Genomic DNA, 22,942 nt, shown 5'->3' with positions numbered 1-22,942 from the left:
TTTCGCGCTTTCCTTTCCGGCGGTTCCGACTCTATCAGTCTTTTTCCTTTCCTCGACCACCGCTCCCGGAGCATGCCGGAGGCGAGATCTTGGAGGAAGATCTGAAGGAGTTGGGGTGCTGCCCGGGGGCGGTGGTGCGATCTCTCGCAGTCGCTCGTTCCCGAACAGGTGTAAGACTCTACACACCTCCAGGCCCGTGAGGCAAATCGCTCAGGGGGGCCCTCTTCAGGCATCAGAGGGGGGCAAGAACCGGATCCGGACATCCCGGGACATAGGGTGCCTTTGCGCGTACCGCCCACCACCCACTGTGACTGCTGTCGGCCATGGGAGGCCTCCTTGATGCTCACCGTGACGTCCCCCCTCCCGGGCAGGGTCATCGCTCTGGAGACGGTGCCCGACCCTGTCTTCGCTGAGGCGATGGTGGGGCCGGGGACGGCGGTGGATCCGACCGGAGGAACAAGGGGGCTGGTGATCGCGGGGGCTCCCATCGACGGGACCCTGGTCTCCCTGCACCCTCACGCGTTCGTCGTCGTGTCGGACGACGGCCGCGGCGTGCTGGTGCACCTGGGCATCGACACGGTGCAGCTGAACGGCGAGGGGTTCGAGCCGCTGCTGCGGAAGGGCGACCCGGTCCGCCGTGGGGAAGGCGTCGTGCGCTGGGACCCGGAGGCCGTGGAGGTGGCCGGCAGGTCACCGGTGTGTCCGGTGATCGCGCTGGAGGCGCTGGCCGGCTCGCTCACCGGCTTCGCGAACGGTGCCGGCGTCGAGGCCGGTGACCAGCTCTTCGTCTGGGAGTGACGCCGGGGGCCCAGGGCGTTCCTGCTTCTGCCGAGTGCGGGGAGGGCCGTCACACTGGCATGCAGGGATCAGCCGGGCGCCACCGACGGGTGCCGCTCCAGCACGAGTGGACGGGTGAGATGGAGACGACGCTGCGGGGCGTAGGAGTCAGCCATGGTGTCGCGGTCGGGGAGGTGCGGCACATGGGGACCGCCGTGCTGGAGCCGCCGGCCAGGCAGATCCCCGGGGCCGACGCCGAACGGGAGCAGCGGCGGGCCCGGCAGGCCCTGAACGCAGTCGCCGCCGACCTCACCGCGCGGGGGATCCTCGCCGGCGGTGACGCGCAGGCGGTGCTGGAGGCCCAGGCGATGATGGCCCGCGACCCGGAACTGCTGGCCGACGTCTGGCGGCGGATCGCGGTGGGGAGCACCGCGGAGCGCGCCGTGTACGACGCCTGCGCGGCGTACCGGGACCTGCTGCTGGGAGCGGGCGAGTACCTGGCCGGCCGGGTCGCGGACCTCGAGGACGTGCGCAACCGCATCGTCGCGCGGCTGCTCGGCGTTCCGATGCCCGGCGTCCCGGACAGCGACGAGCCGTACGTCCTGGTGGCCCGGGATCTCGCGCCCGCGGACACCGCGCTGCTCGACACCACGCTCGTGCTCGGGATCGTCACCGAGGAGGGCGGGCCGACCAGCCACAGCGCGATTCTCGCCCGCGCCCTCGGGGTGCCGGCGGTGGTCGGGGTGCCCGGGGCGGCGGAGCTTCCCGAGAGTGCCGTGATCGCGGTCGACGGGAGTACGGGCGAGGTCGTCGTCGATCCTTCGGAGGAACGGCAGGAGGGGCTGCGGGCTCTGGCGGAGCGGCTGAAGTCCGAGCTGGCCGCCGCCAGGGAGCCGGGGCGCACCTCCGACGGGCATCTGGTCCCGCTGCTCGCCAACATCGGCGGACCGGCCGATGTGGTGGCGGCCGTGGAGGCAGGCGCCGAGGGTGTGGGGCTCCTCAGGACCGAGTTCTTCTGTCTCGACGACAAGGGGGGCACGGGTGAGGCTCCTTCCGAGAGCAGCCAGGCCGAGGCGTACCGGGAGGTGCTGGCGGCCTTCCCCGGGCAACGCGTGGTGGTGAGGGTGCTGGACGCCGGCGCGGACAAGCCCCTCGAGTTCCTGACGGCCGGCGACGAGCCCAACCCGGCGCTCGGCATGCGCGGGGTACGGACCCTGCTGCAGCACCCGGAGGTGCTGCGCACCCAGTTGCTGGCGCTGACGAGGGCGGCGGAGGGGCTTCCGGTCCACCTGGAGGTCATGGCGCCCATGGTGGCGGACCGGGCCGACGCGCGCGCGTTCGCCGAGGCGTGCCGGGCGGCGGGACTTCGCGCCTCGGTGGGAGCGATGGTGGAGACGCCGTCGGCCGCGTTGCGGGCCAGGTCGTTGTTGCGCGAGGTCGAGTTCCTTTCCGTGGGGACGAACGATCTGGCGCAGTACGCCTTCGCGGCGGACCGGCAGGCGGCGGCCCTGTCCCGTCTGCAGGATCCGTGGCATCCCGCGCTGCTGGACCTGGTGGCGATGGCGGCCGAGGCCGCCCGCGCGGAGGCGAAGAGCTGCGGCGTGTGCGGCGAGGCGGCGGCGGATCCGCTGCTCGCCTGTGTGCTGACGGGGCTCGGGGTGACCTCCTTGTCCATGGCGCCCGCGGCGCTGTCCCGGGTCCGGGCCGCGCTGGCCACCTGCACCCTGGCGCAGTGCCGGCGGGCGGCCGCGGCGGCCCGGTCCGCGGACAGCCCCGAGGAGGCGCGGCTGGCCGCCCGCGCGGTGCTGTCCGGCGAATGAGCCCGGCCGCGGGTACGGGTCGCGTGCCGGCCGCCGCCGGGGGGTCGCGGTCAGGCGGTCAGGCGGTCAGGTCAGTGCGGGTGATCGGGGCGCGCTGCCGGTTCGATCGCCAGATCGGGCGGCGCGCAGTAGTCGACGTCGGACTCGGGGGCGATCGGTTCTCCGGTCGTGACGTCGGTGCAGTAGGCGTCGAAGACCTCCCCTGCGGTGAGCGGCTCCAGGCCCTCGGGCCTGAGACGCCAGCCGTACACGCGGTCGGGTCTGCCCGGAGCGACGGTACGCATCACCAGGCCGCCCGGGCTGCGGGTGGCGATGCCCAGGGCCAGCACGGCGGTCAGTTCCAGGGCTTCGCCCTCGTCGACGTCGACCGCGCCGTCCTCCCGGCGGCCGGCGTCCAGGACGCTGAACAGCGACTGCGGGAGGGTTCCCACGCTGCAGACCAGGTGCAGGGAGCCGGCGGAGGCCGAGCCGAGGACCGCGCCCAGCAGCCGGGTGGCGCGGGCGAGGGCGAGACGCCCCCGGTCGTCGTCGCAGAGCGGACAGGGTCCGAGCCCGGCCAGCGCTTCCGTCGCGTACTCCCAGGTCGCCTGCCGGACACTCTCGGCGACCAGGTCCGGGAGCAGGTCGGAGAGTGGGCGGCCGTCGTAGGGGACGGTCGGGCTCGTGGCGGCGAGTTCCGCGGTGTAGCGGGCGCGGCTGGTCACGGCGTCCGGTTCGAGTCCGGCGTCGACGCAGTACGTGACGTACTCGTCCGGGTCGAACAGGGCGACGCTGGTGTGGTTGCCCTGGGAGGCCCTCGACCTGAGGAGGGCCTCCATCTGGTCCAGGTAGGTCTGGTGGTCGTCGAAGGCGAAGGTGCGGTAGCGCCGCATGGCCGCGAAGTCGCGCTCGTCGGTCAGGAGGCCGACGGTGCCGGCGATCTCCCTGCGCAGTACGCGGCGCAGGCTCTGCGGGCCGTTGCCGCCGGTCCGGGCTGTCCGGGCGGTGCCGGTGGTGCGGGCGGTGGTACGGGCCATGATTCCCCCAGATGTGCGAGCGGTCGAACATTGCTCACTCACCGTAACCGTCGGCACTGACAGTGAGGGTGCCGGCGTTGCGGCAGCGGCCCGTACCGGGCCGGCTCAGGACCGCTTGCGGGCGAGTTCCTCGTAGAAGGCGAGCAGGCCGATGTCGTCGATCGACCCCGGGTTGACCGCCTTCTCCATCGGTACGCCCTGCAGCAGACGCTTCACGGGGACCTCGATGCGCTTGCCGGTGAGGGTGTGCGGAACCCCCGGCACTTCGATGATCTCGTCGGGAACGTGGCGGGGCGACAGTTGTTCGCGGATGGTACGCCGCACCTTGTCGACCAGCGCGTCGTCCAGCGCGGCTCCCGGTGTCAGCTGGACGAACAGCGGCATCCAGTAGCCCCCGTCGGGCTCTTCGACGCCGATGACCAGGGACTCCTTGATCTCCGGAAGCCGCTCGACGGCCTCGTAGATGTCCGCGGAGCCCATTCGGACGCCCTGCCGGTTGAGGGTGGAGTCGGAGCGGCCGTGGATGACCACCGAGCCGCGCGAGGTGATGGTGATCCAGTCGCCGTGGCGCCACACGCCGGGGTAGGTCGAGAAGTAGCTGTCGTGGTAGCGGCTGCCGTCGGCGTCGTTCCAGAAGCGCACGGGCATCGACGGCATGGGGAGGGTGACGACGAGCTCACCGACCTCGTCGACCAGCGGATCGCCGCTCGGGTCCCAGGACTGGAGGTCGGTGCCCAGGCCCGCCGCCTGGAGTTCGCCGATGTGGACCGGGAGGGTCGGGACGGCGCCCGCGAAGCAGGAGCAGACGTCGGTGCCGCCGCTGACGGAGGCGATCCACAGGTCCTCGCGGACCTCGTCGTGCAGCCAGCGGAAGCCGTCGGGCGGCAGCGGGGATCCGGTGGTGGCGACGCAGCCGACGCGGGAGAGGTCGTGGTCGCGCCCCGGGTGGACGCCCGCCTTGCGGCACGCCATGACGTAGGCGGCCGAGGTGCCGAAGAACGTGGCGCCGGTGCGCTCGGCGATCCGCCACTGGGCGCCGGTGTCCGGGAAGCCGGGGCTGCCGTCGTAGAGCACCACGGTGGTGCCGGTGAGCAGGCCGGAGACCAGGAAGTTCCACATCATCCAGCCGGTGGAGGTGTACCAGAAGAACCGGTCCCCCGGGCCGAGGTCGCAGTGCAGGCCGAGCTGCTTGAGGTGCTCGACCAGGATGCCGCCCTGGGACTGGACGATGGCCTTGGGCAGACCGGTCGTCCCGGACGAGTAGAGCACCCACAGCGGATGGTCGAAGGGCACCTGTTCGAAGGCGGGTGCGGTGTCCGACGAGGTCACTGCCGACCACTCGAGGGCGCCCTCGGGGGCGTCGGTGCCGAGCAGCGGGATGTGCACGACGGCGCGCACCGTGGGCAGTTCCCGGCGCAGTTCGGCGACGGTCTCCCGGCGGTCGTGCTCCTTGCCTCCGTAGCGGTAGCCGTCGACGGCGAAGAGGACGACGGGCTCGACCTGCTGGAAGCGGTCCAGCACGCTGCGGGCACCGAAGTCGGGGGCGCACGAGGTCCACACGCCGCCCACCGCGGCGGTGGCGAGGAGGGCGACGACGGCCTGCGGGACGTTGGGCAGGTAGCCGCTGACGCGGTCGCCGGGGCGGACACCCAGGCCACGGAGTTCGGCGGCCAGGGATCCGACCTGCCGGCTGAGCTCGGCCCAGGTGACGGGGCGCGGCTCCTGGCTCTCGTCGACGTGGAGCAGGGCCGGTTCGTCGGGCCGTTCGGCGGCGGCGCGCAGCGCGTGCTCCGCGTAGTTGAGGGTGGCGCCGGGGAACCACTCGGCACCGGGCATCGAGCGGTCGCCCAGGACGCGCTCGTAGGGGGTGGAGAAGCGGACGTCGAACCACTCGGTGACGGCCTTCCAGAAGGTCTCCAGCTCGTCCACGGACCACCGGTGCAGTGCCGGATAGCCGCCGTCCGCGGGGGCTCCGTGCCGTTCGGCGGCCCAGGCCTGGAACCGGGTGATCCGTGCTTCGGCGGCCCGCTCGGGCGTGGGCTGCCAGAGCGGGGCGGGGTTCTGGGTGGGCATGGGGTCGCTCCCGGGATCCAGCGCCTGATGGGCGCATGACGCGGCTGATACGGACGATGTCATGTGATCGTCTTTCGTACCAGGGTGGGCACCACATAGTCACCAGCCAGTGTGTGGGGCGTGGCACTACGAGTCGGTGCTGGGTCAGGAGTAGCGGCCCTGGAACCAGTTGCGTACGGCCTGGGTGTGCAGCGGGAAGGCCAGGTCGACCGGCTCGCGCAGAAGGGCCCGTGCGCTCGTCTCGGCGGTGGGGACGAACGGCGGGAGGGTGTCTGCCGGGCGTTCGGGGAGCAGGCCGAACACCAGCAGGTGGCCGTTGGGAGAGCTGAGCACGTCGGCCGGCCGGAGGTCGTCGGGGTCGGCCACGATGCCGGTCTCCTCCCGGAGTTCACGTACCACGGCCCGTCGCCAGTCCTCGGCGTGGTCGACGAACCCGCCGGGCAGGGCGGTCCCGCCGAGGGCCGGTTCGATGGCACGGACGATCACGACGAGACCGGTCCCCCGTTCGTCGCGGACCGGCTGGAGGGCCACGGCGACCGGGAGCGGGTTGCGGTAGGCGACCGTCGCGCAGGCGGGGCAGGTGCGGGGCCAGCCGGTGCCCCCCTCGCCGTAGGCGGCTCCGCAGGCTGAGCAGTGGGAGCCCGGCGGGTGGACGGCGGTGGGGTGCGAGGAGGCAGACACGGCCGGAATGTATCCGACCGCGTGCGAGGGCGTCTGCGGTTCGGCCGAGGGAAGTGCCGTGGGCCTGCGGTACGGCGGGCGGGGGCAGAACGGCCGGCCGCTCGTGACCGTGGCCGGGCGGGCGTCCCGCCTGCCGTGGTTCGGCGGGCGTGCGGCCTGCCGTGGTTTCAGCGGGCGGGGGTGAGGGATGCCTTGGAGACCGGGAAGTCGAAGTAGGTGTCCGGGTAGAGCTCCGGCTTGAAGGTGTAGTGCCACCACTCGTCGGCGTAGTTGACGAAGCCGAGGTCTTCCAGGGTGTCCTTGAGCAGCAGCCTGTTGGCGCGCTGCTCACCCTGGACGCGCGGGTCCAGCGTGTGGGACAGGGTGTCGAAGCAGTCGTAACCGGTCCCCATGTCCAGGGAGTTGTCCGGGAAGCGCCGGCTCTGCGGCGCGAAGCAGGGCTGCAGGGGCCGGCTGGGCACCCACGGCTTGTCGGGGGTCGCGGGCAGCCTGACGACGGTCAGGTCCACCGTGGAGCCGCGGCTGTGGCCGGACTTCTCGGCTATGTAGCCGTCGGGGAACAGGCGGGACTTGTCGAGGTTCGGGTAGAACTCGGCCTTCATCTTCGTGTCGTCCACGTCCTTGGCCCAGCGGACGAAGTGGTCGACGGCACGCTGGGGGCGGTAGCAGTCGTACACCTTCAGGCCGTACCCCTGGGCGCGCAGTCGGGTCTGGGCCCGGCTGAGCGCCTCGGCGGCCGGGCGCGTGAGGATGCAGATCGGCTGCTGGTAGCCGTCGACGCGCTCCCCGACGAAGTTGTGCCGGGTGAAGTAGCGGATCTCCTCGATGATCGTCGGGTCCACGGCGCTCAGCGCCACGAAGCCGTCCGGCGCGTGCGGTTCGGGAGCGGCCTGCGCGGTGGCGGCGCCCGCGCCGACGGTGAGCAGTGCGGCGGAGGAGACGGCGAGGGTACGGGCGGTGACGGGAAGGCTCTTCATGGTCCCTCCGTCTATCAGGATCCTGATCCGCGGGGGAAGGGATCACCAGGACGGGACGATCGGGGCCGGAGAGAAAAGTTGCCGAGTCTTGAGGCATACATCGGCGCAGAGCGGGAACAAGTGCGCCACGCCCGGCACTCGTGCCGGGCGCGGCACGGCCCGTACCCCAGTCGGCGGGGGTACGGGCCGTGTTCGTTCCTCTTGGCTCCGTCTACAGGGCCCGCAGGCCCGCGATGACGTCGCGCAGCACCGTCTCGTCGACGGCCTCGACCAGGCGGACGGGCGGCTGGACGCGGATCAGTTTGGCGTCGAGCAGGTCGGAGAGCAGCACCCGCACGACCCCGACCGGCAGGTCGAGGTCGGAGGCCAGGTCGGCCACCGACCACGCCTGCTCGCGGCAGAGACCGAGCACCGTCAGGTGTTCGGGGACCAGAGCGGCGAGGACCTCCGGATCGGTCGTCCGGCCCTCGTCGTCCGCCGAGCGAGTCATGATCATGGCGGTCAGCGACAACCACTCGCCGGCCGACCCGGCCGTGCGGCCCCTGGTCATGGCATACGGGCGGACGACCGGGCCCGCTTCGTCGTCGAACCACTGGCGGGAGTCCTCGTCGGCGTGACCGTCTGCGTTCATGCCAGGCCCTACCCGCCGGCGGCCACGTCGTCGCGGGGCGCCGTGCTCAGGTGCGAACCGACCTTCCGCACCAGGAGGGTCATCTCGTAGGCGACCTGACCGATGTCGGCGTCCGCGTCGGCCAGGACGGCCAGGCAACTGCCGTCGCCGGCGGCGGTGACGAAGAGGAAGGCGTCCTCCAGTTCCACCACGGTCTGCCGGACGGCGCCCGCCTGGAAGTGGCGTCCGACGCCCTTGGCGAGGCTGTGGAAGCCGGAGGCCACCGCGGCCAGGTGCTCTCCGTCCTCACGCGTGAGTTCCCTGGACACACCGGTGGCCAGTCCGTCTCCGGAGAGCACCACGGCCTTGCGGATGTTGGTGACCCGTTCCACCAGGTCGTCCAGCAGCCAGTTCAGTCCCCCCGAGGCCTTTCCCGCCTCGTCGAACGGGTGCGCGGCTGTCATCGATCATCTCTCTTCGTCGTTGCTGGTACGGTTCCGGTCCGCGCTCCCCCGGTCGCTTCCCGGCACGCGGTTCCCGGGCCGGCGTCCCGGCCGGTCGCGGTCACCACGGCGTCGTTCTCCTCACGGCCACGCTGCCAGCCGTGCTGGAGCGAGGCCATCCTGTCGCGGAGTTCCTCCGCGTCGCGGGCGGCGGGATCCGCCGCCTCGGACCGGGCCTGGCGCCGTGCGGCGGGGTCCTGGTCCGGAGAGTCCTTGAGCTGGGGCGCCAGGCTGGCCTGGCGGACCCGGCGGGGCAGGCCACCGGCTGTCCGGGGCTCTTCGACCACCGGGCGCACCGGCCCGCCGGCGGCCTCCTCACTGTCCGGGACGGCGGCGTGCTCGGTCGCCGGTTCGGTGTCGGGCTCGTCCCGCGGGACACGGAGCCCGCCGCGGGAGGACGGCTCCCCGCCCAGGGGCTCCTCCAGCGTCTCCTGCAGCGGGATGACCTCGACCAGTTCCAGCTCGCCGGTCCGCTCGGCCTCGGAGATCCTCTTCCGGGTCGCCACGCGGGCCCGGTCCAGGCGCAGGCCCGAGCCGTTGCTCTCCGGCTCCTCCTCGGTGAGCAGGCGTTCCGGGAGCAGCACGACGGCGGTGGTGCCGCCGTACGGGGACGGCTGGAGGGAGACCTTGACGTTCTGCCGCCGGGCGAGCCTGCTGACCACGAAGAGGCCGAGCCGGTCGGTGTCGGAGAGTTCGAAGTCCGGGGTCTCGGCGAGGCGTTCGTTGGCGTCCTGCCGGGCCTCGGCGGACATGCCGAGGCCTCGGTCGTGGATCTGGAGGAGGAATCCGGTGCTCAGCCGCTCGCCGATCACCTGCACCGCGGTGTGCGGCGGGGAGAACACCGTCGCGTTCTCGAGAAGTTCCGCCAGCAGGTGGGTGAGGTCGGCGACGGCCGGGCCCTTGACGGAAAGCCGGGGCAGGCGGCGGACCTCGACGCGCTCGTAGTCCTCGACCTCGGCGGCCGCGGCACGCACCACGTCCATCAGGCGGACCGGCTTGCGCCACTGCCGGGCGGGGGCCGCTCCGGAGAGGATCACCAGGCCTTCGGCGTGGCGGCGCATGCGAGTGGTGAGGTGGTCGAGGCGGAACAGGTCGGCGAGTTCGTCGGTGTCCTCGGCCCGCCGTTCCATGGTGTCGAGCAGGGTCAGCTGCCGGTGCAGCAGGACCTGGCTGCGGCGGGCCAGGTTGACGAAGACCTCGGAGACGCCGGAACGCAGTTCGGCCTGCTTGACGGCGGCCTCGACCGCGGCGCGCTGGAGGGAGTCCAGCGCGCGGCCGACCTCGCCCATCTCGTCGCCGGGGAACTCCCGGGGCGGCATCTCGGCCTCGACGTCGATCTTCTCGCCGCCGGACAGGCGCCGCATGACGCTGGGCAGCCGGACCCCGGACGCCTCGTGGGCCTCCCGGCTCAGGCCGCGCAGGTCGCGGACCAGGCCGCGGCCGACGCGCACCGACACCACGATGCTGGCCAGGACGGCGAGCAGGCCGAGGATGCCGCCGGCGACGACCTTGAGGATGATGTTGCGGGCGACCGGGCCGACGCGTTCCTGGTAGCGGTCGGCGGTTTCGTCGTTGAGCCGCTGGAGGTTGGCGAGCGCGGTGCCGGCGATCGTGTCCCAGGAACGGGCCGTCATCCGGTCGCCGTCCATGGCGCGGAGTTCGGCCTTGCCGAGGGCGGTCGCCGCCTCGCTCTCCTGCCAGTAACTCTCGTGCCGGGCGCGGTCCGACTGCGGCAGCATCGGCAGGCTGACCTCGACGAGCATCGAGCGCTGTGCGACCAGGTCGCTGATCTGGTCGATCTCCTTGCCGGTGGCTTCCCCCACCACCAGGCCCGATCCGAGCAGGGCGTCCTCGCGGGCCAGCAGTTCGCGGACCCGGAACAGGTTCACCACGGCCCTGGCCTGCTGGTCGAGTTCGACGGTGTCGGCGGCCGGAAGCGCGGTGAGGAGCGTGAAGCACTCGTCGATCAGGGTGTTGTAGGCGGCGTAGGCCTCGGTGCGGTCGGAGGCCCCCCGGTCGACGGCGCTGCGCGCGGTCTCCACGCGCCAGAAGGTCTCCAGGACTCCGTCCAGTTGCAGGCCGGAACTGGAGCCGAGGGCCTCGCGGACCTCTTCCTTGGCCGCGTTGGCGCGGACGACCTCCATGGCGTCGTCGGTGATGGCCCAGCTCTGCATCAGCAGCTCGATGTCCGAGGAGTCCGGGCTGGCCAGGTGGACGAGGGTCTGGCGGCGCTCCGCCTGGAGCGCGACGACCACTTCCTCGACCGGGTAGCCGATCTCGTCGACGGCGGTGGCCACCGTGAACATGCGGTTGGCCTCGGTGGTGGTCAGCACACTGGTGAAGGCCCAAATGCCCGTCAGGGACATCAACGGCACGATCAGCAGCGCCACGATCTTCCTGCGGATGGATGTCCCGCGAAAGCGCATGGCCTCCCCCATTTGTTCAGCCCCGCCCGTGCCGGGGTACACCTGTGCGTCAATCAAACGGCGTGAGCCTACTACTGCGGGGGACCCCTCGAAGAAGGGATCGTACGGTCGAAAATCCCTGGCCACTGCCGGGCATGGGTAGCAGTCAGGTGATTGCGGGAGATTTGTCTCCCGTTTCGGGAATCCTGTGCGCACGTCGATCGTCCACTCGATGTGGGGGTATCAGCGTGCGGACGAAGGGGGTGTCGCGTTGTCGGACACTGCGGAGAAGTTCGGGAAGTCCGAGAAGTCTGAGAGGCCCGAGACGTCCGAGGGGACCGAGGGGTTCGAGGGGTCCGAGGGGTCCGAGAGGGCCGAGGGACGTGGAGGGCTCGAAGGGATCGAGTCGGAGGCGCGGGAGCGTCCGTTGTGGGTGGAGGTGCCCGCCCGGCGGCCCCGGTTGCCGGATCCCGTCCGGACGGCGGCGGTACGCGCCGTGCTCGTCATGGCGGTCACCGTCCTGATGGCGTTGGTCGCGTTCCTGCTCACCATGGCCAAGGCGCTGCTGGCCTTCCCGGCGGTGATCGCGGCGGTGGCCGGCATCGTCGCGGCGACCTGGGCGGTGCTCGACGTGTGGGTGACGCGCCAGGTGTGGAACCAGCGGCACGGGGTCGTGTCGGAGCCGAGCAGCACGGCGCGCCGGCTGCGGCGCGAGCGGCGTGCGACACGACGTCAGGAGCGGGCCGCCGAGCGGGAGTTCGGGCGAATACGCCGACGCAGCGGGCAGCCGGCGGGCATGGCGTGAGGACGCCGTCGGCACGCCGCTCCGGCGGTGGCCTTGTGGCCGTCGTGGCCTGAGCCACGGCCACCGGAGGGGCGTCGCGCCTCGCCCTTTCCGCCAGGGGCCCTTTCCGCCAGGGGCCCTTTCCGCCCGGCGGCCGTGCCGCCCGGCGGCCGTGCCGCCCGCCGTGACGACGGAACGGCCCGGCGCCGGCACGTGCGGACGCCCAGGCGCCTTCAGGTAACGACGCCCAGCGCCTTGCGGTTCGGCCGCCCGGCGCCTTGAGATTCGGCCGTCCGACGGGTCAGGTGGCGGAGGACCGGCGGAACATGCGGGTCGCGGTGATCTCGCTGTGCACCGTCTCGCCTTCCTGGACCTGCTGGGGCAGCCCGGGGCGCAGGTGCTCCTCGACGCTGATGTACTTCAGGCCCGCCCGCAGGTCCGCGTCGTTGCGCATCCGGATGACCAAGGGGAACTCCGCCAGCGCCGTCGTGTCGAACAGACCGGTGGTGTAGAGGAGTTGGACACCCAGCGCGTCGGCCACGGCCCGCTGGAGTTCCAGCAGGTAGGTGGCGTTGGCGCGGCCGATGGGGTTGTCGAGGAACAGTGTTCCGGCGTGCCGGTGCTTGTCACGGCCACGGTCGTTGGAGCGCAGGGCGGCCATGGTGCAGTACAGCGCGATGGCCGCGGTGAGCAGCTGCCCGCCCGAGAAGACGTCGCCCATCTGCCCGACGGGGACCCGCTCGGCTCGGAGCACCGCGTCCGGCTTGAGGATCTCCACGGCCACCCCCTTGGGGTGGAGTGCCGCCGCCACACCGCGCAGCAGCAGTGACATGCCGTCGCGGCGCAGGTCGGAGTTCTTCTTCAGGGCGGACCGGGTCGCCTCGTCGACGACTTCGCCGAGCCGTTCGGTCAGGGTCGCCTGGTCGGGCTCCTCGAAGCGGATGCGCAGGAACTCCTGGCCGGACCATTCGCCGAGGCCCTCGGGCAGCCGGGAGAGCCGCTGGGCGGAGCGGAGGGTGGCGAGCGAGGTCTCCACCAGGCCGCGCAGCCGGTCCACGATCGAGTCGCGGTTGCGTTCGAGCTGCTCCAGCTCGTCGGTGAGGACGCGCAGCCGCGGGGCGAACGCCTCGGCCCAGGCGCGTGCGTGGTCCGGCAGGGCAGCGGCGGGCAGTTCGCGGATCTGCTGCCGGGCGGGGGTCCGGACCTGCTCGTAGCGCACCGAGTTGGCGTGCCGGACGAGGATGTCGCTCGCCTCGCGCACGGCTGCCTCGGCGGCCGAGAGGTCGGCCGCGCAACCGCGCAGCGAGCGGCGGGCCTCGGCGGCCGCCCGGCGGGCCTCGGCGAGGTCTCCCGGGTAGGGCTCCGGCTCCTCCTCGTCCTCGTCGGCCGACTGGTCGCGCAGCAGGTCACGCAGGAGTGCGGCGGTCTCGTCGAACCCTGCGGCGGCGTCCTCGGCGGCGTGGTGGTTCTCGAGGAGGGCCGCGTGGGCCTCCCGGGCCTCGCGCAACGCCTCGGTGTGGGCGGCCAGTTCGGTCGTGGCGGCGCGCAGCAGCGTCTGGGCGTGCCCGGCGTCGCGCGGGAGCAGGTCCTCGGGGAGTTCGGTGTGGTGCCCGCCCTCCTCGGGCGCCAGCCGTTCGGCGTCGCCGCGCAGGCGGCCGAGCTGCTCGCTGGCCTGGGACATCCGGGCCTCGAGGACCTGCACGAGTTCCTCGGCGCGGGCGGCGGCGGCCTGCCGGGACGGGCCGTCGGCACCGTCCGGGGAGGACAGCAGCTGCTCCGCGCGGGTGCGGACCTTGTTGCTGAGGCGGTCGAGTTCGGCGCGCGCGGCGCTCTCGTCACTCTCCGCCCGGGCCTGTTCGGCGCGCAGGTCGGCGCCGACGCCCACCTTCTCGTAGAGCTGGGAGGCCGCGCGGTAGGCCTCGCGGAGGGCGGGCAGCGAGGCGGCCGGCGCGTCGCCCGCGGGCTCGGCGGCCGCCTCCGCGTCCTCGGGGGCTCCGGCGATCTCGGCACGCTCCGCGCGCAGGGCGCGGGCGGTGCGCCGGGCGTCGTCGGCGCCCCGCTGGACGGCGCGGCGGTCCTCGTCCGCGGCGTGGGCGCGGTCCAGGCACTCCTGGGCGCGGGCCTCCGACTCGGCCGCCTCCTCGGCGAGTTCGCGCAGCCGTGCCTGCCATCCGGCGCGTTCGCGCAGCCGGGAGGCGAGGCCGGCCAGGGCGTCGGCGGCGCGGCGGGCGCGCTGGGCGGCGTCCTGGCGTTCGTCGCGGATCCGGGCGGTCTCGGCCGCGGTCTCCTCGGCCTCGGCGCGGACCGTGCGGGCCTCGGAGAGCTCGGCCTCGGACTCCTCGGCGAAGGCCGCGGCGGCCTCGGCCGCCAAGGCCAGCTCGGCGAGCCGTCCGGCGGGGCAGCCGTGGCGCCAGGAGGCGAGGCGGGAGGCGAGTTCGCGGTCCTTGGTGAGGCGGGCGGCGAGCGCCCGGATGTCCTCGTCCCGGCGCATGGCGCGGGCGCGCAGTGCCTGGCGTTCCTCGTCGGCGGCGTGTTCGTCGTGCATGGCCGGGTTCGGCGGCACCAGGAAGACGGCCCGGTCGTCCGACGCGGGGTCGGGGGCCGGCGCGAGGAGCGCGGCGGCGGTGCCCACGGCGACGGTGGAGCGGGGCAGCAGGGCGGCCTCGGCCAGCGCCTCGCGGGCCCGGGCGTGCGAGTGGGGGTCGGTGATGATCACGCCGTCGACCAGTTCGGGCCGGGCGGCGAGGACACGGGCGTGGTCGGCCGGGTCCACGGCCTGGGCGAGGTAGCGCCACCCGGGCAGCGCCGGGATGCCCTGCTCGCCGAGGAACTCGACGGTGGCGAGCACGTCGGGGCCCGGTGGCAGCAGGCCGCCGTCGCCGAGTGCGCCCAGGATGCGGGCGTCGTCGGCGGCCGCGGTGCGCAGGTCGAAGAGCTGACGCTCGGCGGAGGCGACCGCGTCGTCGAGCATGCCGCGCAGGTCGTCGGCGAAGAGGTCGAGCTGTTCCGCGGTGAGGCGGCCGTCGGTGAGCGTCCGGCCGGCGGACGGCACGGTGGCGGTGCTCCCGGCCGGCCGGCCGTAGGCGGCCGCGGCCGTGGCCGTGGACCCGCCGGGGCGTGACGTGGTGGGCACGCCCCCGTCGCCACCTCCGCCGGCGCCCCCGTCGGCCGGTGCGCCCTCGCCCGTCGCGCCGGCCTCGCCCTGGCGCGGCCCGGGGACCGCCGGGCCGCCGGAGCGGGCGGCGGGGAGACCGAGCAGTTCGGTTAGCCGTTCCTCGGCGGCCAGGGTCTCCGCGGTGCGCCGTTCGCCCTCGTGGGCCCGGCGGGCGGCGATGGCGGCGTCGGCGGCGCGGGCGGCGGTCAGCTCGGCACGCGACTCGGTGGTGGCGGCCTCGCGGGCCCGCTCGGCGGTGCGGCGGGCGGTCTCGCGGGCCTCCTCGAAGGCGGCGACGGTGCTCTTCGCGGCTTCACCGGCGGCCAGCGCGGCCTTCGCCGGGTCGGCGTCGGGGGAGCTGTCGTCGATCCATCCGGCGCCGACCGCCTCGGCGGTCTCCCGCTCGACCTCGGCGAGCCGCTGGCGCAGGTGTCCGGCCTCGCTGCGGGCCCGCTGGGCCTCGGTGGCGGCGGAGGTGCCGTCGCGGTAGGCGGTCTCGCCGAGTTCCTGGAGGGCGCCGGAGCGCTCCTCCTGCTCGTTGGCGAGGCTCTCGGCGCGCTCGGCCTCGGAGTGCAGCGCGCGGACCAGGTCGCCCGCGGCCCGGGCGCGGGCTGCCAGCGCGGGGGCGGCGTCCCGTTCGGCCTCCCGGATGGCGGCGGCGACCCGGGCGGAGCGGTCGGCGGCGGCGCGGTGGCGCAGGACCGACTCGGCCGCCTGCCAGGCGGCGTGCAGGGTGCGGGCGTCGGCCAGCTCACGCTTCTGCGCGGCGGCCGACTTCTCGGCCGCCGCGAGCGCCAGCGAGGCGTGGCGGTAGGCGAGTTCGGCGGCGACCAGGGCGTTGCGGGAGCGCGCCCGCTCGGCCTCGGTGACCGCGTGGGCGGCGGTGGTGACCCGCTGGGCCAGGTCGGCGGCGCGGGCGCGTTCGCGGCCGCCGCGCGCGGAGAGCCGCCGGGCGAGGGCGCGGGTGCGCCGCTCGGCGCCGGTGTGGATCTCGCGGGCGCGGGCCCGGGCGTCGGTGGCGTCGACGATGCGCTGGAGCAGGTCCAGCGAGCCCGCCGTGAAGTCGCGTTCGGCGATGAGTTCGGCGCGGCGGCCGAGTTTGTTGCCGAACCCGGCGACCAGGTCGGCGAGTCCGTCGGTGTCGCGGGTGTCGGTGACCGCGCGCAGCAGCAGGTCGGTGAAGTCGGAGTCCTTCTTCACCGCGAAGAGGCCGGCCGCCTCGCCCTCGTCGGCGTTCATCTCCCGCTGGTAGCGGAAGAGTTCGGGATCGAGGCCGAGTTCGCCGAGGTGCTCGGTCCAGCGCTCGTGGATCTCCTCCCAGTGCGCCTCCAGGTGCGGGTAGAACTTGCCCGCCTCGGTGAGGGCGTCCCGGAAACCCTTCATGGTGCGGCGGCGGCCACGGGCGCCGGAGGCTCCCTCGGCGGCCGGGCGCATCGCGGTGGACTCCGCCACCGGCAGGCTGTCCAGGTTCAGGCCGGGGCCGGGCCGGAAGGAGTACCAGGCCTCGGCGAACTTCCTCGGGTCGCTGGAGACCTGACGGCCCCGCCACTCGCTGACCTTGCCGACGACGACCAGTTCCCCGGTGCGGGTGTGCTGCCATTCCAGGGCGACGTGGCCGCAGTCCTCGGCGAGCAGGAACTTGCGCAGCACGCCGGAGCTGGCGCCTCCGAGCGTGTTGCGGTGACCCGGCAGCATCACCGAGAAGATCAGCTTGAGCAGGACGGACTTGCCGCCGCCGTTCTCCAGGAAGAGCACGCCCGCGGGGGCCGGGCGGCGCGGCGGGCCGGAGGGCTCGTCCTGGAAGAACTCGGCCTGCGCGGGCGCGGGGTCGGGCACGGGATCGCCCACGCCCCGCAGGTCCAGCACGGTGTCGGCGTACCGCGCGCCGGCCGGTCCGATGGAGTAGAGGCGGATCCGGGACAGCTCGTACATGGGGGGCTCTCGTCAGTCTTCCGTGCGCCGGTGCGGGCAGTGCGGGCGTCGAGCGGTGGGTCGTCGGGCGGTGGGACGTCGGGCGTGGGACGTCGGGGCGTCGGGCGGTGGGGGCCGGCCGCGGGCGGCGCGGTCAGGAGTGGAACGGCAGTCCCGCGTCGGCGACCAGGTCGAGGTCGTCGGTCTCGTCCGGTGGCAGCAGGGTGGCGGTGCCGTCGGAGACCGGGACGACGCCCAGCTCCAGCAGCTCGCCCATGGCGGCGCTGCTCGCCATGTCACGGACCTGGAGCTGGTAGCGGGCGGTGGTGCGGTAGGTGCCGCCCCCGTCGTCGCCGGTGCGCTGGAGGAAGCCGGAGTCGGCGAGGAAGGCGACCGCCTTGGCGACGATGCCGGTGGTGGAGCCGGCCAGACGGCGGGAGTCCTTGGTGGCGCCGGTGGCGCTGCGCCGGGACCAGATCCGCCAGGCCGCCTCGAGTCCGGGGGCGTCGCTGGCCGGGTCGGTGTTCTCGCCCTGCTCCTCGGCACGCTGCTCCAGGCGCCGGCACGCCTGGCGGACGAAGGCGTCGACGCCGTTGACGGTCAGCCGCCCGATGTAGCCGTCGTCGGCGAGGTCCTCCGGGCGCGGGAAGGCGAGCGCCGCGACGGCCAGGTGGGCCAGGCCGTGCAGGAACCGGTCGGCCGTGTCGGAGGAGGCGCGGCGGGCGTAGTCGCCCATCCGGACGGCGAAGACGGAGCCCTCGGCGGCGGTCACCGCCATGCCGGCGCGCGGGGACACCTCCAGCACGATCAGCCCGAGCCCGGTGGCGACGGCGTCGGCGAGGCGGGCGAACGGCGGGTCCTCGCGGTAGCGGCGCAGCAGGTCGGCGTACTCCTGGTCGCGGGCGGGCTGCAGCTTGGGCTGGAGCCCGAAGGCGACGAGGCGGGCGGCGTCGGACGTGTCCGCGGGCGACACGGCGGGCGCCGCCGCGGCGCCCAGGGGGGCGGTCGCCGCGGGGTCGCTCCACTCGGCGGACTCGGTCACTGCTGGTGCTCCTCGGTGCGGTCGTACAGGTGCGGTCGTACAGGTACGGGAAGGCTGGGTGCGCGGGCGGACTGCGGCGCGTGCGGTCAGCCGGTCAAGCGGTCAAGCGGTCAGGCGGACTCGAGCCGGTCGGCCGCCATGCCCGCCGCGTCCAGCAGGGCGGTGCCCACTATCAGGTCGGCGCCGCCGAACTCGGGGTCGTCCAGTTCGGTGCCGTCGTCCACCGCGAACAGCAGGCGTGGCTCGCCCTGCCGGTAGGCCGTGCCGACCGGCGGGCTGGCGGCGTGGATCGCGAGCAGGGCGACCAGGTAGGGCAGGTCGGGGTCCCGGCGCCGGGCGTCGGCGAGCAGACCGGAGAGGCGGCGGGGAGCGTCGGGCGGCAGGTCGAGCAGCTCGGTGGCGGCGCCCAGCTGCTCCTCGCTGAACCGGCTGTCGTCCGGGGTGGCGATCAGGTCGGGCTCGGGCATCTCGGCGCCCAGGTGCTCCCGCTCGGCCGGCGGGGTCAGCAGCAGGTCGACCAGGTCGCCGAGGCGGACCGAGCCGGGGGTGCGCAGGCCGGTGCCGTGCGCGAAGAAGGCGTCGGTGACCCGGATCGACCGTTCGACCGGCAGCGGCAGGACGGGCGCGAGGAGCTGGCCGTAGAGGTCGGTGCCGGCGGTGCGGGCGGGGGCGGCGAAGGCCTGGCGGTCCTGCTCGGCGCGGAACAGCGGGCCGGCCTCCAGCAGCCGGGACTGGAGCTGGGTGTGGCGGCGGATGCAGTCCTTGACGATGTCCACCAGCTCGGCGGCCCGGCGCTTCTGCCCGGGGTCCTCGGACTCGTCGCGCGCCTTGCGGATGTTGGTGAGGATCGCGTTCTCGTGCCGGTAGCGGTCGGCGACGTGGTCCAGCGCCTCGGCGATCATGTCGGGCACGGTGTTCAGCCAGTCCACGGCGCGGACGTTGCGCCGGGTGGCCTCCAGGGCACGGCGCAGGGTCTCGGAGTACTGGACGGTGCGGTAGCGGGCCTGCTCGGCGGCGAGCTGGGCGTCGGCGAGGCGACCGCGGTTGATCAGCACCTCGAGCTTGACCTCGGCGGCGATCTGGGCGCTGGTGACGTCGGTGTCGAGGGCGCCGACGAGGACGTTGACCGCCTCGTCGGTGGTGCGCAGGTACACGCCCCCGCCGGGGCCGGGCACCTCCTCGATCAGCTTGAAGTCGTAGTCACGGCGCACGTAGACGCCGTCGGCGGTGAAGGTGCCGTAGACGGCACGGAAGCCGCGGTCCACGCTGCCGACGTTGATCAGGCTCTCCAGCACCCAGCGGGCCACCCGCTCGTGTTCGGTGGTGGGACGGCGGGGTGCCTGGGCTGCGACGCGGGGGGTGAGGCGGGCGACGATCTGCTCGTGGTCGGCGCCGGTGTCGAAGTCCATGGTGAGGGTGACCAGGTCGATGGCGGCGAGCGCCACCTCGGCCATGCCGTAGACCGTGAACTCGCCCGAGAGGTTGACCTTGCGCGCGTCCAGGTCGTGCAGCGGGGCGGTGCAGGCGAGGGCGCGCAGACGCCGGGCCAGGCCCTCGTCGGCGGCCGGGCCCACGGCCAGGCGCGGCAGCGCGGAACCGGGGTGCGGCAGTTCGACGGGGGTCGTCACGGGCGATGTCACGGTGCACAGAGTAGGTCCTCGGGGTGACACCGGTCGAAACGGCGCGTATGCGACGGCCGTCACGGACACGGTGCGGACGGTGGGGTGACGCCCGCGAGCGCCGAGGTGACGGCGCGGGAGGCCTCCAGGTCCAGGCGTGCGGTGGAGCCCGGCGTCCGGTGCCCGGCCTCGGCGGCGGCCAGCCGCAGCAGCTGGGGCAGCAGATCCACGCTGCGGCGCGCCAGCCATGCGGTGCCCCGGGTCGCCATCCACCACGCTCCGGCGCCGCGCGCCGGCTGCGGGGACCGGGGCTCGGTCCCGGGCGGCGAGCCGGTGGCGAGGCCCGCGTCGGCCAGCAGGCCGTGGAACGCGCGGGCCAGCGTCCGGTGGCCGCGTTCGCCCGGGTGCAGCCGGTCCACGCTCCACATCGCCGGGTCCGTCGTCCACTCCCCGTCGGCGGCGTGCAGGTGCAGCGCGCCGTAGCGCCGGGACAGGACGTGCACCACCTCGTTGACGCCCCGCTGGCGCCGGGCCAGCGGGGCCGCCAGGGCGCGCGGCAGCCGCAGCATCGCCCCGGGGTCGGGCAGGCAGGCGGTGAGCAGGACGGCCCGCCGGGCGGTGACGGCCGCGTAGACGGTGTCCAGGCGGCGGGCGACGGCGTGGAGGTCGAAGGAGCCGCGCAGGGTGTCGTTGACCCCCACCAGGACGGAGACCAGGTCGGGGCCGAGGTCCAGGGCGGCCGGCAGTTGCCGTTCGGCCACGTCGAGGGTGAGCGCGCCGCTGACGGCCAGGTTGGCGAACTCCGTCCGGTCGCCGAGGGCCTCGGCCAGCAGTGCGGCCCAGCCGCGCCGGCCCCGGCCGACCGGGTCGCCCACGCCCTCGGTGAGGGAGTCGCCGAGGGCCACGAAGCGCAGGGGCGGGTCGCCGCGGTGCGGGAGGCTCCGCTGCTCGGGCAGGGCCGGGGGCCGGCACCGGTCCCGCGGCTCAAGCCGGCCCGGCGGCGCGGGCAGATCCGGCGGCGCGGGCAGATCCGGCGGCGCGGGCAGATCCGGCGGCGCGGGCACGCCCGGCGGCTCAGGCAGGCCCGGCAGCGCGGGCGGCAGCGGCTGCCCCGGGGGGCGCGGCGGCGCGGGCGGGAACGGGCCGCCGTCGACGCCCGGCCGCGCGGGCGCGGTGACGGGCGTGGGCGGACGGGCGGTCGCGGGCAGTTCCTCGTGGATGCTCATGGGGTCCTCACCCTCGGGGCGGCGTCGTGGGCGGCGAGGAAGCCGCGGACCGCGGCGTCCCGGCCGAAGCGTTCGGCGCGGGCCCGGGCGGCGGCCCGCCGGGTCGCCTCGGGGACCGCGAGCAGTCGGCGCACCCCGGCCGCGAAGGCCTCGCCGTCGTCGTGGGCGGTCGCGCCGGACGGGCCGATCACCTCCGGCAGCGCGGAGGAGGCGCTGGCGACCACGGGGGTGCCGCACGCCATGGCCTCCAGGGCCGCGAGCCCGAACGTCTCGGCGGGTCCCGGCGCGAGACACACGTCGGCGGACGCCTGGAGCGCGGCCAGCCGGGCGCGGTCCTCCACGTGGCCGAGGAAGACCACGGGCAGCACGTCCCGTGCGGCCCGCCGCCGCAGTCCTTCCCGCAGCGGTCCCTCGCCCGCGACGACGAGGACGGCGCGCTCGCCCCGTCGCAGCAGGGCGTGCAGGGCATCCAGCGCCGTGCCGGGACGTTTCTCCACCGACAGGCGGGAGCAGAGCACCAGCAGCCACTCGTCCGCCCGGGCGTACCGGGCCCGTTCGGCGGGGTCCCGGAGCGCGGGACGGTGGTGCCGGAGGTCCACGCCGAGCGGGGCGCGGACCACGTTGCGGGCACCGGTCCGCAGGAACTCCCGCTCGGCGTACCCGGTCGTGCACACCACGCGCGCGTAGGCGCGCGCGGTGCGGGTGTTGAGGTGGTCGGCAGCGCGGCGCGCGGCGTCCTCCGGCAGTCCCCAGGTGCGCAGCACGCCGTCGGCGCTCTCGTGGGCGACCATCACCGCGCGGACGCCCGCTCGCCGGGCCCACTCGCCGGTCCAGCGCAAGGTGGTCCGGTCGCTCACCTCCAGCCGGTCGGGATCCAGCTCCCGCAGCAGGATGGCCAGGCGTCGTCTGCCGGTGAGCACCCGGTAGCCGCCGGTACCGGGCACCACGGGGGCGGGCAGGGTGATCACCCTGCCCTGCTCGGTCTCCCGGTCCCCGGCCGTGGCGCCCGGCACGATGAGCACCGGGCGGTGACCCGCGGCCGCGTAGCCGGCGCCGAGTTCGCGCAGGGCGGTGCGCAGTCCGCCGGAGGACGGGGAGACGAAGTTGGCGAGCCGCACGATGGTCAGCGGCCCCTCGGCCGGACGGTCGGCGGTCACGCGGCCACCGCCGTCCTGGCCCGCAGCACCTCGGTGTAGTGGGTGATCAGGCCGTCCCCCACGGCCTGCCAGGTCCGCCCCTCGACGGTGGTGCGGGCCGCGGCCCCGTAGGCGGCACGCCGTGCGGGGTGGGCCGCGAGCAGGCGGACCGCCTCGCGCAGGGCGTCGGCGTCGAGCGGCGGGACCAGCAGACCGGTCCGGTCCGGCTCCACCAGGTCGAGGGGTCCTCCGGCGGCGGGGGCGATCACCGGCAGGCCGCTGGCCATCGCCTCCTGGACGGTCTGGCAGAAGGTCTCGAACGGGCCCGTGTGGGCGAAGACGTCGAACGAGGCGAAGACCCTGGCGAGTGCGTCGCCACTGAGGGCGCCGAGGAGGACGGCGCCGGGCAGCGCCCGTGCCACCGAGGCGCGGCTGGGGCCGTCCCCGACCACCACCACCTTGACGCCGGGCAGGGCGCACACACCGGCGAGCAGTTCGACGTGCTTCTCGGGGGCAAGGCGGCCGACGTACCCGACGATCAGCTCGCCGTCCGGGGCGAGGCGCCGGCGCAGCCCCTGGTCGCGGCGGGCGGGGTGGAAGCGGTCGGTGTCCACACCGCGGGGCCACAGCCGCACGCGCGGGACGCCGTGCGCCTCCAGGTCCGCCCGGGCGGAGCGGGACGGGGCGAGGGTGCGGTCGGCGGCGGCGTGGACGCGCCGTATGCGGCGCCAGGCGGTGCCGGAGCCCGCCCCGACGTAGGTGCGGGCGTAGCCGGCGAGGTCGGTCTGGTACACCGCGACGGCGGGTACGCCGAGGCGGGCCGCGGCGGCCATGCCGCGCACGCCGAGGACGAACGGGCCGGCCAGGTGCACGATGTCGGGACGGTGGTCCTCCAGGGCCGCGGTGACCCGTCGGCTCGGGAGGGCGACGCGGACCTGCGGGTAGCCGGGGAGGGGGATCGACGGGACGCGGACGACGGGGCACGGGGCGAGGCGGTCGGCCTCGGTGTCCGCCGGGGTGGTCGCGGGAGCGACGACGAGGGGGGTGTGCCCGCGCGCGGCGAGGTGCCGGGCGGTCTGGTGGGCGCAGTGGGCCACACCGTTCAGGTCGGGCGGGTACGACTCGGTGACGATGACGACACGCATGTCCGCGTTGTCGCCATCGTGGGCGTGGGGCGGTCGTCCGGGACGTGTCCGTCCGCGGAACGT

At 74.5% G+C, this 22,942-nt stretch carries 16 protein-coding genes; 3 read left to right on the top strand and 13 right to left on the bottom strand.

Annotated elements, in window-relative coordinates; genetic code table 11:
* Positions 1 to 339 precede the first annotated feature (339 nt).
* Together GBN72_RS29255 and ptsP are read left to right on the top strand one after the other, a co-directional pair.
* Positions 340 to 798, top strand: a complete 459-nt coding sequence (locus GBN72_RS29255) for a PTS sugar transporter subunit IIA (protein WP_151774943.1) — start codon at positions 340 to 342, stop codon at positions 796 to 798.
* Between the two features lie 119 nt (positions 799 to 917).
* Positions 918 to 2,597 (top strand): phosphoenolpyruvate--protein phosphotransferase, encoded by a 1,680-nt coding sequence (gene ptsP / locus GBN72_RS29250; RefSeq protein ID WP_151774978.1) that lies wholly within the window; start codon positions 918 to 920, stop codon positions 2,595 to 2,597.
* A 71-nt stretch (positions 2,598 to 2,668) separates the two neighbouring features.
* Here ptsP and GBN72_RS29245 read toward each other — a convergent pair whose 3' ends face one another.
* The 7 genes from GBN72_RS29245 to GBN72_RS29215 form a co-directional block, all read right to left on the bottom strand.
* Positions 2,669 to 3,613, bottom strand: coding sequence for a DUF8829 domain-containing protein (locus GBN72_RS29245; protein ID WP_246212980.1), 945 nt, complete (start codon positions 3,611 to 3,613; stop codon positions 2,669 to 2,671).
* A gap of 105 nt (positions 3,614 to 3,718) precedes the next feature.
* A complete protein-coding gene (locus GBN72_RS29240) occupies positions 3,719 to 5,686 on the bottom strand; it encodes an acetoacetate--CoA ligase (RefSeq protein WP_151774942.1) in 1,968 nt (655 codons plus the stop codon).
* 144 nt (positions 5,687 to 5,830) lie between these two features.
* Positions 5,831 to 6,367, bottom strand: a complete 537-nt coding sequence (locus GBN72_RS29235) for an NUDIX domain-containing protein (RefSeq protein ID WP_151774941.1) — start codon at positions 6,365 to 6,367, stop codon at positions 5,831 to 5,833.
* Between the two features lie 167 nt (positions 6,368 to 6,534).
* Positions 6,535 to 7,344, bottom strand: coding sequence for a M15 family metallopeptidase (locus GBN72_RS29230; RefSeq protein WP_151774940.1), 810 nt, complete (start codon positions 7,342 to 7,344; stop codon positions 6,535 to 6,537).
* A 211-nt stretch (positions 7,345 to 7,555) separates the two neighbouring features.
* On the bottom strand, positions 7,556 to 7,975 hold the full coding sequence (locus GBN72_RS29225; RefSeq protein WP_151774939.1) for a DUF742 domain-containing protein: 420 nt from the start codon (positions 7,973 to 7,975) through the stop codon (positions 7,556 to 7,558).
* An 8-nt stretch (positions 7,976 to 7,983) separates the two neighbouring features.
* Positions 7,984 to 8,418 carry a roadblock/LC7 domain-containing protein gene (locus GBN72_RS29220; protein WP_151774938.1) on the bottom strand — a complete coding sequence of 145 codons (435 nt, stop codon included), beginning with the start codon at positions 8,416 to 8,418 and terminating at the stop codon, positions 7,984 to 7,986.
* On the bottom strand, positions 8,415 to 10,883 hold the full coding sequence (locus tag GBN72_RS29215; RefSeq protein ID WP_151774937.1) for a sensor histidine kinase: 2,469 nt from the start codon (positions 10,881 to 10,883) through the stop codon (positions 8,415 to 8,417). The genes GBN72_RS29220 and GBN72_RS29215 overlap by 4 nt, the downstream gene beginning before the upstream one ends.
* Positions 10,884 to 11,133: 250 nt before the next feature.
* On the opposite strand from GBN72_RS29215, the gene GBN72_RS29210 reads away from it, so the two are divergent.
* Complete coding sequence (locus GBN72_RS29210; protein WP_151774936.1) at positions 11,134 to 11,667, top strand: hypothetical protein; 534 nt, start codon at positions 11,134 to 11,136, stop codon at positions 11,665 to 11,667.
* Positions 11,668 to 11,947: 280 nt separating this feature from the next.
* Here GBN72_RS29210 and GBN72_RS29205 read toward each other — a convergent pair whose 3' ends face one another.
* The 6 genes from GBN72_RS29205 to GBN72_RS29180 form a co-directional block, all read right to left on the bottom strand.
* A complete protein-coding gene (locus tag GBN72_RS29205) occupies positions 11,948 to 16,732 on the bottom strand; it encodes a coiled-coil domain-containing protein (protein ID WP_151774935.1) in 4,785 nt (1,594 codons plus the stop codon).
* A 133-nt stretch (positions 16,733 to 16,865) separates the two neighbouring features.
* On the bottom strand, positions 16,866 to 17,753 hold the full coding sequence (locus tag GBN72_RS29200) for a hypothetical protein (protein ID WP_151774934.1): 888 nt from the start codon (positions 17,751 to 17,753) through the stop codon (positions 16,866 to 16,868).
* A gap of 110 nt (positions 17,754 to 17,863) precedes the next feature.
* Positions 17,864 to 19,393: a hypothetical protein gene (locus GBN72_RS29195; RefSeq protein WP_151774933.1), complete on the bottom strand. Its 1,530-nt coding sequence runs from the start codon at positions 19,391 to 19,393 to the stop codon at positions 17,864 to 17,866.
* A 59-nt stretch (positions 19,394 to 19,452) separates the two neighbouring features.
* Positions 19,453 to 20,286 carry an SGNH/GDSL hydrolase family protein gene (locus tag GBN72_RS29190; RefSeq protein ID WP_246212987.1) on the bottom strand — a complete coding sequence of 278 codons (834 nt, stop codon included), beginning with the start codon at positions 20,284 to 20,286 and terminating at the stop codon, positions 19,453 to 19,455.
* 308 nt (positions 20,287 to 20,594) lie between these two features.
* Complete coding sequence (locus GBN72_RS29185) at positions 20,595 to 21,755, bottom strand: glycosyltransferase (RefSeq protein WP_151774931.1); 1,161 nt, start codon at positions 21,753 to 21,755, stop codon at positions 20,595 to 20,597.
* Entirely contained in the window at positions 21,752 to 22,879 is a 1,128-nt protein-coding gene (locus tag GBN72_RS29180) for a glycosyltransferase family 4 protein (protein ID WP_151774930.1), read from the bottom strand. Before GBN72_RS29180 ends, GBN72_RS29185 begins: the two co-directional genes overlap by 4 nt.
* Positions 22,880 to 22,942 lie beyond the last annotated feature (63 nt).

It is taken from the genome of Streptomyces abyssomicinicus, assembly GCF_008974245.1.
Classification (GTDB): domain Bacteria; phylum Actinomycetota; class Actinomycetes; order Streptomycetales; family Streptomycetaceae; genus Streptomyces; species Streptomyces abyssomicinicus.
Note: the sequence above shows the minus strand (reverse complement) of the source record. Positions and strands in the feature narration are given on the sequence as shown.

Coding starts and splice junctions, on each gene's coding strand:
- GBN72_RS29255 (WP_151774943.1), top strand. CDS start 340: ATGCTCACCGTGACGTCCCCCCTCCCGGGCAGGGTCATCGCTCTGGAG.
- ptsP (WP_151774978.1), top strand. CDS start 918: ATGGAGACGACGCTGCGGGGCGTAGGAGTCAGCCATGGTGTCGCGGTC.
- GBN72_RS29245 (WP_246212980.1), bottom strand. CDS start 3,613: ATGGCCCGTACCACCGCCCGCACCACCGGCACCGCCCGGACAGCCCGG.
- GBN72_RS29240 (WP_151774942.1), bottom strand. CDS start 5,686: ATGCCCACCCAGAACCCCGCCCCGCTCTGGCAGCCCACGCCCGAGCGG.
- GBN72_RS29230 (WP_151774940.1), bottom strand. CDS start 7,344: ATGAAGAGCCTTCCCGTCACCGCCCGTACCCTCGCCGTCTCCTCCGCC.
- GBN72_RS29225 (WP_151774939.1), bottom strand. CDS start 7,975: ATGAACGCAGACGGTCACGCCGACGAGGACTCCCGCCAGTGGTTCGAC.
- GBN72_RS29220 (WP_151774938.1), bottom strand. CDS start 8,418: ATGACAGCCGCGCACCCGTTCGACGAGGCGGGAAAGGCCTCGGGGGGA.
- GBN72_RS29215 (WP_151774937.1), bottom strand. CDS start 10,883: ATGCGCTTTCGCGGGACATCCATCCGCAGGAAGATCGTGGCGCTGCTG.
- GBN72_RS29205 (WP_151774935.1), bottom strand. CDS start 16,732: ATGTACGAGCTGTCCCGGATCCGCCTCTACTCCATCGGACCGGCCGGC.
- GBN72_RS29180 (WP_151774930.1), bottom strand. CDS start 22,879: ATGCGTGTCGTCATCGTCACCGAGTCGTACCCGCCCGACCTGAACGGT.